Origin of the sequence: Plantibacter sp. PA-3-X8 (genome assembly GCF_003856975.1) — a bacterium.
In the GTDB taxonomy this organism is placed as follows: Bacteria; Actinomycetota; Actinomycetes; order Actinomycetales; family Microbacteriaceae; genus Plantibacter; species Plantibacter auratus.
In genome coordinates this window covers 137,796-151,730 of the sequence record NZ_CP033107.1, presented here as the reverse complement: position 1 = coordinate 151,730, position 13,935 = coordinate 137,796, and the positions used below count along the sequence as shown (strand labels likewise).

The following is a 13,935-nucleotide window of genomic DNA, read 5'->3' as shown; positions in this document are numbered from 1 at the left end:
TCAGCGGAGCGATCGGACGAAGCAGTCGAGCCCTGGCCGATCGTCCCAGGAGGGGACCGGCCGGAAGCCGGATCGTCGGTACAGCGCGATCGCACCGGTGCGCCAATGCCAGACCGACAGGCGGACCTCCGGATCGCCTCGGTCCGTCGCTGCGCGGATCGCCGCGTCCAGGAGTGCCGTCGCGACACCTCGTCGGCGCGCGCCATCGGCGACCCAGAGTCGTTTGATCTCCGGTGACGGCCCCGGGGTCAGGACCACGCACCCCGACAACGTGGAGTCGTCCGCCCTCGCGACGAGCACCACGTCCCGCTCGAAGGCGGTGGCCGGGTCGTCGACCTCACGTCGGTGGCGTTCGGGCAGGGCCGAGGTGGGTGCCAGGTCGTCCGGAGCCGGTTCGCGTCCGAGGAGCTTCTCGTGCTCCGTGCGGCGGTGGTAGTCGTCGAGCAGCGCGGAGAGGTCGGCATCCGCAACAGTCCACCGGTCGACGACGATCATGCGGCGGCCGTCCGGTCGAGCCCGAGGACCAGCAGCAACCGGTCGAGTGCCGCGAGCTGCGCAGCCGGGTCGTACGCGTCGGTGTCGGCCGTCGCCAGGCTGTTCAGGCCCTCCACGAGGCCGACCAGGGTGGTGGCGGTGGAAGCCACCAGAGCCGGGGGCAGCTCGGGGCGGATCTCGGCGACCAGGCGTCGGGTGCGGGTCACGAACACGGCGTGGCCCGTCCGGTGCCGCTCGGCGAGGACGTCGTCGTCCAGGGCGGCGGCCAGATATCCGAGCCAGACCCGCGCTTCCCGACGCGTCTCCTCGGTGAGGGAGAGGGCCTGTTGGAGGACGGCACGCAGCGCGACCTGGGGGCTTCCGGCACTCGCTTCGAGTGCCGCGGTGCGTGCAGCCGTCCGCTCGTGGAGTAGGTCCCGAGCATGGAGCAGCAGCGCACGTTTGTCCGGGAACCGATGGAGGACGAGGCCGGTCGTGCACCCGGCGCGCTCCGCCACCGCGCGCAGGGTGAGGCCCTGCGGTCCGTGGTCACCCAACACCTCCCACACCGCCTGGGAGATCCTCGCCTGGGCTTCCGGGTCCTTCGTCCTCGCCATGTCCACACTCCTTCGTCACAGATGTTACCGTAATGATCGTTACGGAATGAAGGAGCGCGGGATGACCATCACGATCGGCCGGATGGACTGGACGGACGAGGTCGGAGCACGGTTGCGTCGAGCGCAGCGGACCGAGCTCGACGCCCGATACGGCAGCGACGACCACGAGCCGGGAACGCCCCCGTCGGGCGACGACATCGCGGTCTTCCTCGTGGCAACCGATGCCGCGGGGACGGCGCTCGGCTGCGGCGCACTCCGACTCCTCGCCGAGCACCGTGCGGAGGTCAAGCGCATGTACGTCGCGCCGGCGGCCCGGGGGACCGGCGTCGCCGTCGCCGTGCTCCGAGCGCTCGAGGACGAGGCGAGGTCGCTGGGCGTCGAGGAGCTGCTCCTCGAGACGGGAACGGCGCAACCCGACGCGATGCGGTTCTACGAGCGCGAGGGGTATGCGCCGATCCCCGCCTTCGGGCCGTACGTCGACGAACCCCTGTCGCGGTGCTACGCGCGCCGGCTCGCCTGAGGCGTCAGCCCTCGAGTGAGGCGAAGCGTTCGATGTCGGCCGAGGTGCCGGAGACGATGATGAGGTCGTGGTTCGACACGACGGTGTCGGCGGTCGCGTAGGTGAAGGGCTTCCCCGGAGACTTCACCCCGACGACCGTGATCCGGTACTTCGTCCGGACGCCCGATTCCGTCAGGTTCAGCCCGCGGATGGGCTTCGGCGGGTACATCTTGACGAGCGCGAAGTCGTCGTCGAACTGGATGAAGTCGAGCATGCGGCCCGACACGAGGTGGGCGACGCGTTCGCCGGCCTCGCGCTCGGGGTAGATGACGTGGCTCGCCCCCACTCGGGCGAGGATCTTGCCGTGCGACTGCGAGACGGCCTTGGCCCAGATCTGCGGGATCTTGAGGTCGACGAGGTTTGCGGTGATGAGCACGCTCGCCTCGATGGAGGATCCGACCGCGACGACCGCGACCGAGAAGTCCTGCGCGCCGATCTGCCGGAGCGCCTCGATGTTCTTCGCGTCGGCCTGCACGGTGTGCGTGACCCGGTCGGACCACTTCTGCACGAGGTCGGAGTTGTCGTCGATCGCGAGCACCTCGCGGTCGAGTCGGTCGAGTTCGCCGGCGCAGGCCGCACCGAACCGACCGAGTCCGATGACGAGGACCGGGGCGTCGTGCTTGATGCGGTCAACCAACGATGGGCCTCTCTTCGGGTCGTTTGAACAGCTGGCCGCTCTGACTCGCGGCCACGGCTGCAGCGAGTGTCACTGTACCAACGCGGCCCAGGAACATGGTGACGGCGAGGACGTACACCCCGGCGTCGGGCAGGTCCGCGACGAGGCCGGTGCTCAGCCCCACGGTCGCGAAGGCGGAGATGACGTCGAACAGCACGTGGTCGAGCGGAGCCTTCGTCATCTGCAGGATGACGATCGTCGACAGGGCGACGATCGTCGCACCCCAGAGGACGACGCTCACCGCGACGCGGAGCACGTCCTGCGGGATCCGGCGGCGGAAGACCTCCACGCCCTCGCGGCCCCGGGCCTCGGCGAACGCCGCCAGGAACAGGACGGCGAGCGTCGTGACCTTGATCCCGCCGGCGGTCGAGGCGGAGCCACCGCCGATGAACATGAGCATGTCGGCGACGAGCAGGGTCGAGCCGTTGAGGTCGCCGATGTCCACGGTGGAGAAGCCGCCCGACCGCGTCATGGCCGACAGGAAGAACCCTTGGAAGATCGTGTCCCAGAGGTTCCACTTGTTCCAGGTCTCGGGGTTGTTGAACTCGAGCAGGATGAAGGCGAGCGCCCCGGCGAAGAACAGGATGATCGTCGTGACGAGCGTGAGCTTGACGTGCAGCGACCAACGGCTCGGTCGACGGAAGTTCCGGCTCAGGGCGTAGATGACCGGGAAGCCGATGCTGCCGAGGAAGACCCCGAGCATGAGGATGCTGAGGAACCAGTAGTCGTTCTCGAAGGCCGCGAGCCCCTCGGCGTTCGGCGTGAAGCCGGTGTTGGTGAAGGCCATGGCCGCGTAGTAGACGCTGTTCCAGGCGGCGTCCCAGGGGTTGATGCCGTCGAGCAGCATGCGCGGGAAGAGCAGGATCGCCAGGGCCGCCTCGATCACGAGGGCGCTGACGGCGACGGTGACGAGCAGGTTGCCGATCTCCCCGAGGCGGACCGCCTGACCCTCGGCGACGGGGCCGTGGTGCGACCGCAGGGGGTTCGTGTCGCTCGCCGCCATGAGCTTCTGGCGGAGCCCGAGTCGTCGCGCGATCACGAACCCGAGGATCGAGGCCAGGGTCAGGACGCCGAGCGCGCCGATCTGGACGCCGATGAACACGAGCACGTGGCCGAAGAGCGACCAGTGCGTGGCCATGTCGACGGTCGAGAGCCCGGTGACGCAGATGACGGAGACGGCGGTGAAGAGGGCGTCGGCGATCGGAGTCACCTGGCGGTCGGCGCTCGCGATGGGGAGCGAGAACAGCATCGTGAAGACGAAGATCAGGAAGCTGAACACGAGGATGGCGAACCGCGAGGTCGACTTCGCGGCGAAGTCGCTGACGGCCTCCCTGACCCTCGCGAGTCCGTGACGGACGGTGATCGAGGGACGACGCCCCATGGCATTGCCGCTCATCTGACCCCTCAACACCTCAGGACTGCGCCGGAGGCAATGGTACTCCGTGCGCTCCATCACTATCGTTGGAGCATGGCCGACATTTTCGACGTGATCGCTGACACCACCAGGCGGGACATCCTCGCGCTGCTGCTCGAACGGCACGGTGGCACCGGGACGAGCGTCTCCGAGATCGTCGCGCAGCTCGGCCTCAGCCAGCCGACGGTGTCCAAGCACCTCAAGGTCCTGCGCGAAGCAGAGCTCGTGGAGGTGCGCGAGGAGGGCCAGCACCGCTACTACAGCCTGGACTCGGCGCCGCTCGAGGACGTGGAGGACTGGCTCATCCCGTTCCTCAGCGTCGACTACCAGGACGACGGTGTCGATTTCGCGGCGCTGTCACTCCCGGACCAGGCCAAGGCGGTCGCCGGATCGGTCGGCAAGGTCGCTGCGGACGTGACCCACGCGGTGCAGTCGGTCACGAAGAAGCTCCGCCCGTAGCCCGGCCCCCATACCGTTCACACAGGGGATGTACAGGGCGGGCGTGGGCCCTCTAGAGTTGCCATGCGGCGTTCCGGTCCTCGGGGCGCCGTTCAAGCGGGTTTCCAGAGGCGCAGGAGGGGTTCGATGACGCAGGACACTGCTGACGTCCGCTTCCTCACTGTGGCCGAAGTCGCCGAGATGATGCGGGTGTCCAAGATGACCGTGTATCGCCTGGTGCATTCGGGGGAGCTCCCGGCAATCCGGTTCGGGAAGTCGTTCCGAGTGCCGGAGACCGCCGTCGAAGCCGTCCGGCAGCGCCCGGTCGCCGACGTCGGCTGAGGCGTTTCCCGCTCCTAGCAGCCTGCAGGCGTACGGCGTGTGAACGACGCGCGCTGCAATCGGCTAGACTGGCAACAAGACTTGTTCTCTTCGGTCGCGATCCCTGCGGCCAAGCCCCCCAATTCTGTGAGGTAAATCCGTGGGTTCTGTTATCAAGAAGCGCCGCAAGCGTATGGCGAAGAAGAAGCACCGCAAGCTGCTTCGCAAGACCCGTCACCAGCGCCGCAACAAGAAGTAGCCGGCTGCTCCGTTCGGAGCGCCTGACGACTCTTCGTCCACCGGAAGCGCCTGCCCATTGGGGTACGGCGCTTTCTGGCGTTGTCGAGGTGATCCGTCTCGTCGGTCGGTCAGGGTGGTCTCCGCGGGTCGAGCGGCGTCGAGGTTCCTCCACAGGCGAGGTCGGACGGGACTGATCCACAGCGCGTCGCGGCACGCGGTCCGTCGCCCCGAGATCGTCGGCGGTCCTTCGTAGGTTCGTCGCATGACCCGCGATCTCCCGCCAACCGTCCACCGCAACCGACGCGAGCTCGCGTACCGGGTGCCGTTCGTCGTCGAACGAGACGACGCACCTCGCTATCGACTCCGGAACGTCGGTGACGAAGCCGTCCACTGGGTCGTGCTGCGCCTGATCGGACCCGGACTCCTCGCTCCACTGGAACCGTGTCGCCTGACGCCGGGGAGCGCCCTGGAGTTCGAGGTGTTGGGCACCGAGCTGGCCCGCGCGACCAGTGTGCAGGTGTCCTGGTTCCGTCCCGGTGGTCACCAGTACCTCTGGCGGGTCACCTTCTGATGGGCGCCGGCGGGTGGAGCGGAGTGGTCTCCGGCGGGCGGGTCAGCGTTCCTGGTCGCGGCGAGCGGCCAGCAGATCGCGTGCCGTCAGCTTGTGCGCCCGCCCCGGGTACATGTCGGCGTTGAGGCCCGTGATGAACGGGGCCGGGTCGAGGTCGAGCGCGGTACTCAGCCGGACGAGCGTCTCCACGCTCGGGTGCACCTGCCCTCGCTCGATCTTGCCGATGTTCGTCCAGTGCATCCCGGCCAGCACGCCCAGGTCCTCGAGGGTCAGCTGTCGCTCGTTGCGCGCGGCACGCAGCCGCTCGCCGAGGATCGTCGCGGCTTCCGAATGTGTAGGCATCACACAATGACAACGGACCTCGACCGGCGCATGCCAGAGTGTCTGAGCCCGGTGGATTCGACACGCATGGTTCTCAACCTTGGGTTCATCGGCATCATCATTCCGGCATCGTGTCAGATGTCTCGGTGAAACACCACACGTGTCGGTTCCTTGGACGTGCTCCGACCTCGGGCACCCCGTACAGTTGAGGAGGTGTCCACTCTGCACGTCACGCTCATCGGAAAGCCCGGCTGTCACCTCTGCGACGACGCCCGCGCCGTGATCGACGAGGTGGTCGCAGGCCTCCCGTCCGACGGCCCGACGATCGAACGCGAGGAGCTCTCGATCCTCGACGATCCCGCGCTCCACGACCGCCACTGGGAGGAGATCCCCGTCGTCCTCATCGACGGTAGGGTCCACAACTACTGGCGCATCGACCCCGACCGCCTGCGGTCCGCGTTGCTCGCCGAGTGATCCGCACGTCCATCCATCCACATCGACCCTTGGGGGCCCAGTGACCATCCGCCACATCGTCAGTTGGAAGCTGGCAGCAACGGACGACGCCGAGCGCGACGCTGCGTTCGCCACCATGCAGTCCGAACTCGAGGCACTCGCCGGGTTCATGCCGGACGACATCGAGCACCTCCAGGTCGGACGCAACATCGCCTACCCCGAGAGCAACTGGGACGTCGTGCTGGTCGGCGACTACCCGAGCCTCGAAGCCCTGGAGCGCTACCAGATCCACCCGGAGCACGTCCGCGTGGTGCAGATCGTCCGTCAGCTCGTCGTCGAGCGCTCCGCGGTCGACTTCCAACTCGACTGAGCCCGGCACCCGCAGGGCTCAGGCCATGACGCCGACGGCGACGGTGCCGTCGAGTTCGTCCTCGCGGACGATCGACGCCGTGAGGCCCGCCGCCCGCATCAGCGCGGCGGTCTCGGGGGCCTGACGTTCGCTCGTCTCGATCAGGAGGGAACCGGTCGGCGCGAGCCAGTCCGGGGCCTGCGCGATGATCCGACGCTGCACGTCGAGCCCGTCGGCACCGCCGTCGAGCGCGATCACGGCCTCGTGCTCCCGAGCCTCCGGGGGCATCGTCGCCATCGACGCTGTCGGGACGTAGGGTGCGTTCGCGAGCAGGAGGTCGACGCGCCCCGCGAGCGACCGGGGCAGCCCGTCGAACAGGTCTCCGGGCAGGGCATGCCCACCGAGTGGCTCGAGGTTGCGCCGTGCGCACTCCACCGCGGCGAGGTCGATGTCCGACGCCCAGACGTCGATCGGGCCGGGTGCCTCGGTGAGGAGGGCACTCCCGACGGCCGCGGCACCACAGCAGAGCTCGACGACCACCGAACCGTTCCGGAGGCGCGGGAGGGCGGCGTCGACCAGGAGCTCGGTCCGTCGCCGCGGCACGAAGACCCCGTCCTCGACGACGACCCGGCGTCCTCGGAACGCGACCCAGCCGAGGACGTGTTCGAGCGGCCGGCCGGCGACCCGTGCCGCGACCATCCGTTCGAGTCGATCCGGATCATCCGACTCGGCGAGGAGCAGCGCCGCCTCGTCCTCGGCGAAGACGCACCCCGCCGCACGAAGGCGCAGGACCACGGATCCGGCGGTCGCGTTCATCTGGCTCACCCCTCGCTCACGTGCGAGGACGCCGCACGGCCGGTGCGAGTCAGGCTACCGTCGCGTCCTGGCACGCACCAGAGCGGTGGTCAGAGCTGTTCTGCTGCGGCGAGCACGCCGGGCAGCCAGGCGAGCGCGACGTCCTTCTTGCGCTCGAACCCGCCGTCGTCGTGCAGACCGAACTCGCCGAAGCGGGTCGCGCCGTGCTCGGTGAGGATGGCGTCGAGCAGCGAGCTGCCCTGGTTGTACGTGTCCTCGTAGCTGCTGTCGCCCAGCCCGAAGATGGCGTACCGGAGCCCGTCGAGCTCGACGTCGGACTCCTCGAGCGCCTCGTAGAAGATCTGGCCGGTCTCACCGAGGAGGCCGTCGCCGTACGTCGACGTGATGAAGATGTGGATCTCGTCGGTCGACAGCTCCGCCGGGTCGACGTCGCCGAGGTCGGCGACGCGCCACTGGTGCTGCGAGCCGATGGCCTTGCCGATGTCGCCGGCGAGGCGTTCGGCGTTGCCGGATTCGGTCCCGTACAGGATGACGATCTGCATGGCGTCCTTCTTGCGGGGTTACGGGGCGAGGCGGGTCGGGCCGCGGAACAGGTAGGTGACCTCGCGGATGGAGGTCTCGTGCAGCATGAGCATGAGCACGCGGGCGAGGCCCATGCCGAAGCCGCCGTGCGCCGGGACGCCGTAGCGGAAGAAGTCGAGGTAGAACTCGAGTTCCTCGGGCTCCAGGCCCTTCTCCTTGGCCTGCTCGACGAGGACGTCGACCCGGTGCTCGCGCTGCGCGCCCGTGGAGATCTCGACGCCGTTGTAGATGAGGTCGTAGCTGTTGGTGAGCGAGCCGTCCTCGGCGTTGCGCATGTGGTAGAACGGCCGGATGCTCGACGCGTAGTCGGTCAGGAAGACGAAGTCGTGACCGAAGGTCTCCTTGACGTAGGCCGCGATCTGACGCTCGCCCTCGGGGTCCATGTCGTCGTCGGCGCGGGGGATCTCGTAGCCGCGCTCGGCGACGATACGCTTGGCCTCGGCCAGCGGGATGCGCGGGAACGGACGCGACGGGACCTCGAGCTCGATGCCGAAGAGCTCGGAGATCTGCTCGCCGTGCTTCTCCTTGACCGCCGTGAAGCCGGCGACGAGGAGCTCCTCGTGCAGCTGCATGACGTCCTCGTGGGACTCGATCCAGCTGATCTCGGCGTCGACGCTCGTGAACTCCGTCGCGTGTCGGCTGGTGAACGACGGGTCGGCACGGAATGCGGGTCCGACCTCGAACACCTTGCCGAAGCCGGCGGACTGCGCCATCTGCTTGAAGAACTGCGGGGACTGCGCGAGGTACGCCTTGCCCTCGAAGTAGTCGACCTCGAAGAGCTCGGCGCGCGACTCGCTCGCGCTCGCCATGAGCTTCGGGGTGTGGATCTCGATGAAGTCGTTGTCGATCCAGTACTGACGCAGTGCGTGCTCGAACGTCGTCTGGATGCGGAAGATCAGGGCCTGCTTCGGCTGGCGCAGGTCGAGGAAGCGCCAGTCGAGCCGCTTGTCGAGCGAGGAGTCCGCAGCGATCGGCGTCTCGGGGTTGGCGGCGGTGACGACCTCGAGCGTGGCGACCTTGACCTCGATGCCGCCGAGCTTGACGCGCTCGTCGTGCTTGAGCTCGCCGGTGACGGTGATGAAGGAGCCGTGCGCGAGGGCGGAGATGGCCTCGGTGGTGGTGAGGCGCTCGGCGGAGCCCTCGACCTCCGGGTCGACCTCGCGGACAGCCGGGTTCACCAGCTGGACGGCGCCGCTCTCGTCGCGGAGGACGACGAACTGCACCTTCTTCTGATCGCGGACGGTCTCGACCCATCCGGAGACGGTGACGGGACCGTCGGACAGGGCGGCCAGGTTCTTCACAACGACGCGTTCACTCACCCCGACAGCTTAGCCGTCGCTCGTGGCTCGGACCTGGACGGAGGTCACGGTGAATCCGCAGCTTGGGGAAACGTACACTTGAAGGGTGGTAGCCGACCAGATCCATCTCGTGCGTCACGGCGAGGTGCACAATCCTTCTCGTGTGCTCTACGGTCGACTCCCCGCATTCCGACTGTCGGAGCTCGGCGAGCGCATGGCGCAGGCCGCCGCGGACGACCTCGTGAGCCGTGATCGCACGGTGGGCGCGCTCTACGCGTCTCCGCTGCAGCGCACGCAGGAGTCCGCCGCGCCGGTCGCCGCAGCGTTCGGGCTCGCCGTCGTCGCCGAGCCGCGCGTGATCGAACCGTTCAACGAGTTCGAGGGCAAGCGCATGAGCCGCGCCCTGAAGAACCCGCTCAACTGGTCCAAGCTCCGCAACCCGTCCCGTCCGAGCTGGGGCGAGCCGTACGCGTCGATCGTCAACCGCATGACCGCGGCCGTCGAGGACGCTTGGCGCGCGACGCCGTCGGGCGACGTCGTCATCGTCAGCCACCAGCTGCCGATCTGGATGCTCCACAGCTCCGTCGTCGGGGCGCCCTATCGTCACGACCCGCGGAAGCGACGCTGCGCCCTGTCGAGCATCACCACCTTCGAACGGACCGAGCAGGGCTTCCTCGAGGTCGGCTACGTCGATCCGGCGGCCCGTCTGGCGTCCGGCGCGACCGATGTCGGGGCCGTCTGATGGCCCGCCGATCGAGGACGTTCGCCGTCGCCGCCGTGTTGGCCGTCGGGGCGCTCCTGCTCACGGCGTGCGGGAGCGATCCGCTCGCCGAGCAGTACCGCGAGGGAAGCAGCAAGGGGTACGTCGCGGGCGACGGCAGCGTGACCGAGGTCGCGCTCGACGACCGCGGTGAGTCGATCAGCTTCTCAGGCGTCGGCGAGGACGGCGAGCAGATCTCCTCCGCCGACCACGCGGGCCAGGTCCTCGTCGTGAACTTCTGGTACGCCGCCTGCGCCCCCTGCCGCGCGGAGGCGAAGGACCTGCAGGCGCTCAACGAGGCCTACACCGACAAGGGCGCCACCTTCATCGGCGTCAACGTCCGCGACACCGCCGACACCGCGAAGGCGTTCAACGGCACCTTCGGCATCACCTACCCCTCCATCCTCGACGTCGACAGCGGGGAGGCGAAGCTCGCCTTCACGGGCAGTGTCCCGCCGAACGCGGTGCCGACCACCATCGTCCTCGACGCCGAAGGTCGGGTCGCCGCACGCATCCTCGGGCAACTGCAGGACCGCACCATCCTCGACACCCTCATCCGCGACACGATCGCCGAGAGCGCCCCAGAGTGAGCCCCGGCGAGCTCGTCTACGGCGGCCAGCTCCTCGTGGCGATCCCGATCGCCATCGCGGCCGGTCTGCTGTCCTTCCTCTCGCCGTGCGTCCTGCCACTCGTCCCCGGCTACCTCGGATACGTCGGCGGCATGACGACGGTCGAGGAGGGGCGCTCCGGTGCGGGTCGCCGGCGCGTGCTGCTCGGCGTCAGCCTCTTCATCCTGGGCTTCACCGTCGTGTTCGTGGCGATCGCGGCGTTCGTCGGAACGATCGGCGCCTGGTTCGTCGAGTGGGAAGGCGTCATCACCCGCGTCCTCGGCGCCGTCGTCATCCTCATGGGGCTCATCTTCATCGGACAGTTCTCGCGGCTGCAGCGCACGGTGCGCACCAACTGGGCACCCGCCACCGGCCTCGCCGGCGCGCCACTGCTCGGCTTCGTCTTCGCCATCGGCTGGACGCCCTGCCTCGGCCCGACCCTCACCGCGATCAGCGCGCTCTCCCTCTCGGGCGGCTCCGCCTGGCGCGGGGCCCTCCTCGGGCTGTTCTACTGCCTCGGTCTCGGCATCCCCTTCCTGCTCGTCGCGCTCGGACTCGGTTGGGTCACGGGGTCGTTGGCGTTCCTCAAACGGCACATCCGCACGATCAACATCATCGGCGGCGTGCTCCTCATCGTGATCGGTGTGTTGATGGTGTCTGGTCTCTGGTCCGCTTGGATGTACTCGTTGCAGGGGGTGATGAGCGGCCTTGTCACGCCCCTCTGATCACATCGATTCCGCCGCACCGGCTCCGGCCGACGGCATCAACCAGCCGAAGCTCGGGTTCGTGGGTTGGCTCCGCTTCTTCTGGCGTCAGCTCACGAGCATGCGCACGGCGCTCTTCCTGCTGCTGCTCCTCGCCATCGCCGCGGTGCCCGGTTCGCTCGTCCCGCAACGGTCGAGCGACCCGAACGGCGTCACCCAGTACTTCACCGACAACCCGGACCTCGCGCCCATCCTCGACAAGGTGCAGGCGTTCGACGTCTACAGCTCGGCCTGGTTCTCCGCGATCTACCTGCTGCTGTTCATCTCGCTCATCGGCTGCGTGATCCCGCGGACGAAGCACCACTGGCTCGCCCTGCGCTCCCGCCCGCCGCGGACGCCCGCGCGCCTGTCGCGGCTCTCCGCGTTCGAGCGTCGCAGCGACGACAGCGGCGCGACCGCCACCGAGCTCATCGACGACGCGACGAAGCAGTTGAAGCGCCAGGGCTACCGAGTCGAACGCTACGACGCCGAGGGGTCCGCATCGGTGTCCGCCGAGCGCGGCTTCCTCCGCGAGACCGGCAACCTCGTCTTCCACTCGGCACTCGTCGGCATCCTCGTGACGGTCGGTTTCGGCGGCGGTTTCGGCTTCTCCGGTCAGCGCGTGCTCGTTGAGGGTCAGACCTTCGTCAACACCCTGCTCGACTACGACTCGTTCAACCCCGGCCGCTTCTTCAACGAGTCGGAGCTGGCCCCCTACAAGTTGACGCTCGACGAGTTCGGCGTCACCTACGAGACCGAGAACCTCGACGCGTACGGGCAGGCGATCGACTACCGCGCGAAGGTCACGACGACCTCGCCCGGCGGGAAGCCGCAGGACGCGACGATCAAGGTCAACGATCCGCTCCGGTTCGAGGGCACCGACGTCTACCTGCTCGGCAACGGTTACGCGCCGACGATCACCGTCCGCGATCCCGAGGGCAAGGTCGTGTTCAGCGACTCCATCCCGTTCCTGCCGCAGGACGCCCAGCTCACGTCGCTCGGCATCGTCAAGGTCCCGGACGGCCTGGCGGAGCAGCTCGGCATGATCGGGTTCTTCTACCCGACGCAGGCCGCGTCCAAGCCGCCGTTCTTCTCGTCCTACCCCGACCTCGCCTACCCGGTGCTGACGCTCAACGTCTACTCCGGCGACCTCGGGATCAACGCCGGTGCTCCGAAGTCGGTCTACGCGCTCGACGTCGACGACATGAAGCAGCTCACGGGGGGCGACACCGGCGTCGAGTCGATCGAACTCACGCCCGGCCAGATCACCGACCTGCCGAACGGACTCGGCACGGTGTCCTTCGACAACGTCGCCGCCAACCCGTCGACCGAGAACTACGCCGGCTCCGTCAAGCGGTTCGCCTCGTTCGACGTCCACCACGACCCGACCCAGCTGTGGGTGCTCGCGTTCGCCATCCTCGCCCTGTCCGGTCTCATCACCTCACTCTTCGTCGCCAGACGCCGCGTCTGGGTGAAGGCCGTGACCGGGAGCGACGGCACCGTCTCCCTCGAATACGCCGGGCTCGCCCGCGGCGAGGACCCCGGCCTCGAAGCGGCCGTCGCGGCGATCGCCGAAGCGCACAGTCCAACGCCTGTCCCGTCCGAACCCGAAGGTAGAATCACCCCGTGACCCTCGTCGAAATCTCGAACCTCTGCCTCTGGTCGGCCGTCGCCGTCTACGCGCTGGCGTTCATCGCCTTCACGTTCGACCTCGCGCGCCGCAGCGCCGAGGTCACCGCGGCGATCGACGCGGCCGAGCGGGCTGAGCTGGAACGGTCGGCAGCCGCCGAGGAACGCGTCGGTGCACTCGCCTCCGCCGCGGCGCGGACCGCCGCACCGATCGTCACGAGCGACGGTGTCCCGCGCAAGACCCGCCGTCCCTCGGACGAGCCCGAGCAGCAGGCGTCGCGCAAGTCGCCGAGCCTCCGGGTCGGAGTCTCGCTCACCGTCATCGCCTTCCTCCTCCACCTCGTCGCGGACGTGACGCGCGGTATCGCCGCCGGTCGTGTCCCGTGGGCGAACATGTACGAGTTCGCGATGACGGGCACGCTGCTCATCGTCGCGGTGTTCCTCGTGGTCATCGCGCGCGTGGACCTCCGGTTCCTCGGCAGCTTCGTGATCGGCCTCGTGACCGTGCTCCTCGGCCTCGCGACCGCGAACTTCTACGTCGAGGTCGTCCCGCTGCCGCCGGCGCTGCAGTCGGCGTGGCTCGTCATCCACGTGTTCGTCGCGAGCCTCGGCACGGCGTTCTTCGCCATCGGCTTCGCGTTGAGCGTCGTGCAGCTCCTGCAGGGGCGTCGCGAGCGACGGCTCGGGCTCGTGCAGCCCACCCAGAGCTCCGGGCGTCTCCGCTTCCTGCTCACCCTCCCGAACGCGGAGCGCCTCGAGAACCTCGCCTACCGCGTCAACATCATCGGTTTCATCTTCTGGACGTTCACGCTCATGGCCGGTGCCATCTGGGCTGAGCGCGCCTGGGGTCGGTACTGGGGCTGGGACACCAAAGAGGTGTGGACCTTCATCATCTGGGTGATCTTCGCCGGGTACATCCATGCCAGGGCGACGCGCGGCTGGCGCGGATCACGCGCGGCCACGCTCGCCATCATCGGCTTCAGCGCCGTGATGTTCAACTTCGTCGTGGTCAACGTCTTCTTCAAGGGTCTGCACGCCTACAGCGGCCTGTAAGCCCCTGCGCCGG

20 protein-coding genes are annotated in these 13,935 nt (G+C 68.4%); 12 read left to right on the top strand and 8 right to left on the bottom strand.

Going from position 1 to position 13,935, the window contains the following annotated elements; translation table 11 throughout:
- Together EAO79_RS00735 and EAO79_RS00730 are read right to left on the bottom strand one after the other, a co-directional pair.
- Positions 1-495, bottom strand: coding sequence for a GNAT family N-acetyltransferase (locus tag EAO79_RS00735; RefSeq protein WP_124767407.1), 495 nt, complete (start codon positions 493-495; stop codon positions 1-3).
- Positions 492-1,091, bottom strand: a complete 600-nt coding sequence (locus tag EAO79_RS00730) for a TetR/AcrR family transcriptional regulator (protein ID WP_124767406.1) — start codon at positions 1,089-1,091, stop codon at positions 492-494. The genes EAO79_RS00735 and EAO79_RS00730 overlap by 4 nt, the downstream gene beginning before the upstream one ends.
- Positions 1,092-1,152: 61 nt before the next feature.
- Here EAO79_RS00730 and EAO79_RS00725 point away from each other — a divergent pair, with 61 nt between their 5' ends.
- On the top strand, positions 1,153-1,611 hold the full coding sequence (locus tag EAO79_RS00725) for a GNAT family N-acetyltransferase (RefSeq protein WP_164486857.1): 459 nt from the start codon (positions 1,153-1,155) through the stop codon (positions 1,609-1,611).
- Between the two features lie 4 nt (positions 1,612-1,615).
- Here EAO79_RS00725 and EAO79_RS00720 read toward each other — a convergent pair whose 3' ends face one another.
- Positions 1,616-2,287 carry a TrkA family potassium uptake protein gene (locus EAO79_RS00720; RefSeq protein WP_056013885.1) on the bottom strand — a complete coding sequence of 224 codons (672 nt, stop codon included), beginning with the start codon at positions 2,285-2,287 and terminating at the stop codon, positions 1,616-1,618.
- The gene (locus EAO79_RS00715; RefSeq protein WP_124767405.1) at positions 2,280-3,722 is read right to left on the bottom strand and encodes a TrkH family potassium uptake protein; all 1,443 of its coding nucleotides are present in this window, start codon (positions 3,720-3,722) and stop codon (positions 2,280-2,282) included. The genes EAO79_RS00720 and EAO79_RS00715 overlap by 8 nt, the downstream gene beginning before the upstream one ends.
- 72 nt (positions 3,723-3,794) lie before the next feature.
- Here EAO79_RS00715 and EAO79_RS00710 point away from each other — a divergent pair, with 72 nt between their 5' ends.
- The 4 genes from EAO79_RS00710 (at position 3,795) to EAO79_RS00695 (ending at position 5,310) form a co-directional block, all read left to right on the top strand.
- Positions 3,795-4,199, top strand: coding sequence for a helix-turn-helix transcriptional regulator (locus EAO79_RS00710; protein WP_064294613.1), 405 nt, complete (start codon positions 3,795-3,797; stop codon positions 4,197-4,199).
- Positions 4,200-4,325: 126 nt separating this feature from the next.
- Complete coding sequence (locus tag EAO79_RS00705; protein ID WP_124767404.1) at positions 4,326-4,520, top strand: helix-turn-helix domain-containing protein; 195 nt, start codon at positions 4,326-4,328, stop codon at positions 4,518-4,520.
- Positions 4,521-4,659: 139 nt separating this feature from the next.
- Positions 4,660-4,758, top strand: a complete 99-nt coding sequence (locus tag EAO79_RS00700) for a 30S ribosomal protein bS22 (RefSeq protein ID WP_003792170.1) — start codon at positions 4,660-4,662, stop codon at positions 4,756-4,758.
- Between the two features lie 243 nt (positions 4,759-5,001).
- On the top strand, positions 5,002-5,310 hold the full coding sequence (locus EAO79_RS00695; protein WP_079706639.1) for a hypothetical protein: 309 nt from the start codon (positions 5,002-5,004) through the stop codon (positions 5,308-5,310).
- A gap of 42 nt (positions 5,311-5,352) precedes the next feature.
- Here EAO79_RS00695 and EAO79_RS00690 read toward each other — a convergent pair whose 3' ends face one another.
- Complete coding sequence (locus EAO79_RS00690; RefSeq protein WP_064294610.1) at positions 5,353-5,652, bottom strand: helix-turn-helix domain-containing protein; 300 nt, start codon at positions 5,650-5,652, stop codon at positions 5,353-5,355.
- A gap of 192 nt (positions 5,653-5,844) precedes the next feature.
- On the opposite strand from EAO79_RS00690, the gene EAO79_RS00685 reads away from it, so the two are divergent.
- Positions 5,845-6,105, top strand: a complete 261-nt coding sequence (locus EAO79_RS00685; RefSeq protein ID WP_124767403.1) for a glutaredoxin family protein — start codon at positions 5,845-5,847, stop codon at positions 6,103-6,105.
- Between the two features lie 40 nt (positions 6,106-6,145).
- Complete coding sequence (locus tag EAO79_RS00680; RefSeq protein WP_124767402.1) at positions 6,146-6,454, top strand: Dabb family protein; 309 nt, start codon at positions 6,146-6,148, stop codon at positions 6,452-6,454.
- Between the two features lie 18 nt (positions 6,455-6,472).
- Here EAO79_RS00680 and EAO79_RS00675 read toward each other — a convergent pair whose 3' ends face one another.
- The 3 genes from EAO79_RS00675 to aspS all read right to left on the bottom strand — a co-directional run bounded on the left by EAO79_RS00675 (position 6,473) and on the right by aspS (position 9,150).
- Positions 6,473-7,249: a putative protein N(5)-glutamine methyltransferase gene (locus EAO79_RS00675; protein WP_124767401.1), complete on the bottom strand. Its 777-nt coding sequence runs from the start codon at positions 7,247-7,249 to the stop codon at positions 6,473-6,475.
- Positions 7,250-7,338: 89 nt separating this feature from the next.
- The gene (locus tag EAO79_RS00670; RefSeq protein WP_124767400.1) at positions 7,339-7,791 is read right to left on the bottom strand and encodes a flavodoxin domain-containing protein; all 453 of its coding nucleotides are present in this window, start codon (positions 7,789-7,791) and stop codon (positions 7,339-7,341) included.
- 18 nt (positions 7,792-7,809) lie between these two features.
- Positions 7,810-9,150 (bottom strand): aspartate--tRNA(Asn) ligase, encoded by a 1,341-nt coding sequence (gene aspS / locus EAO79_RS00665; protein WP_124767399.1) that lies wholly within the window; start codon positions 9,148-9,150, stop codon positions 7,810-7,812.
- Positions 9,151-9,235: 85 nt separating this feature from the next.
- On the opposite strand from aspS, the gene EAO79_RS00660 reads away from it, so the two are divergent.
- From EAO79_RS00660 to ccsB, 5 genes are read left to right on the top strand one after another with little or no spacing between them, the layout of a single operon-like run.
- The gene (locus EAO79_RS00660) at positions 9,236-9,871 is read left to right on the top strand and encodes a histidine phosphatase family protein (protein ID WP_124767398.1); all 636 of its coding nucleotides are present in this window, start codon (positions 9,236-9,238) and stop codon (positions 9,869-9,871) included.
- Positions 9,871-10,479, top strand: a complete 609-nt coding sequence (locus EAO79_RS00655; protein ID WP_079706646.1) for a TlpA disulfide reductase family protein — start codon at positions 9,871-9,873, stop codon at positions 10,477-10,479. Before EAO79_RS00660 ends, EAO79_RS00655 begins: the two co-directional genes overlap by 1 nt.
- A complete protein-coding gene (locus EAO79_RS00650; RefSeq protein ID WP_124767397.1) occupies positions 10,476-11,222 on the top strand; it encodes a cytochrome c biogenesis CcdA family protein in 747 nt (248 codons plus the stop codon). Before EAO79_RS00655 ends, EAO79_RS00650 begins: the two co-directional genes overlap by 4 nt.
- Positions 11,206-12,870: a cytochrome c biogenesis protein ResB gene (locus tag EAO79_RS00645; RefSeq protein WP_079003290.1), complete on the top strand. Its 1,665-nt coding sequence runs from the start codon at positions 11,206-11,208 to the stop codon at positions 12,868-12,870. Before EAO79_RS00650 ends, EAO79_RS00645 begins: the two co-directional genes overlap by 17 nt.
- Complete coding sequence (gene ccsB, locus EAO79_RS00640) at positions 12,867-13,922, top strand: c-type cytochrome biogenesis protein CcsB (RefSeq protein ID WP_079706648.1); 1,056 nt, start codon at positions 12,867-12,869, stop codon at positions 13,920-13,922. Before EAO79_RS00645 ends, ccsB begins: the two co-directional genes overlap by 4 nt.
- Positions 13,923-13,935: the final 13 nt, after the last annotated feature.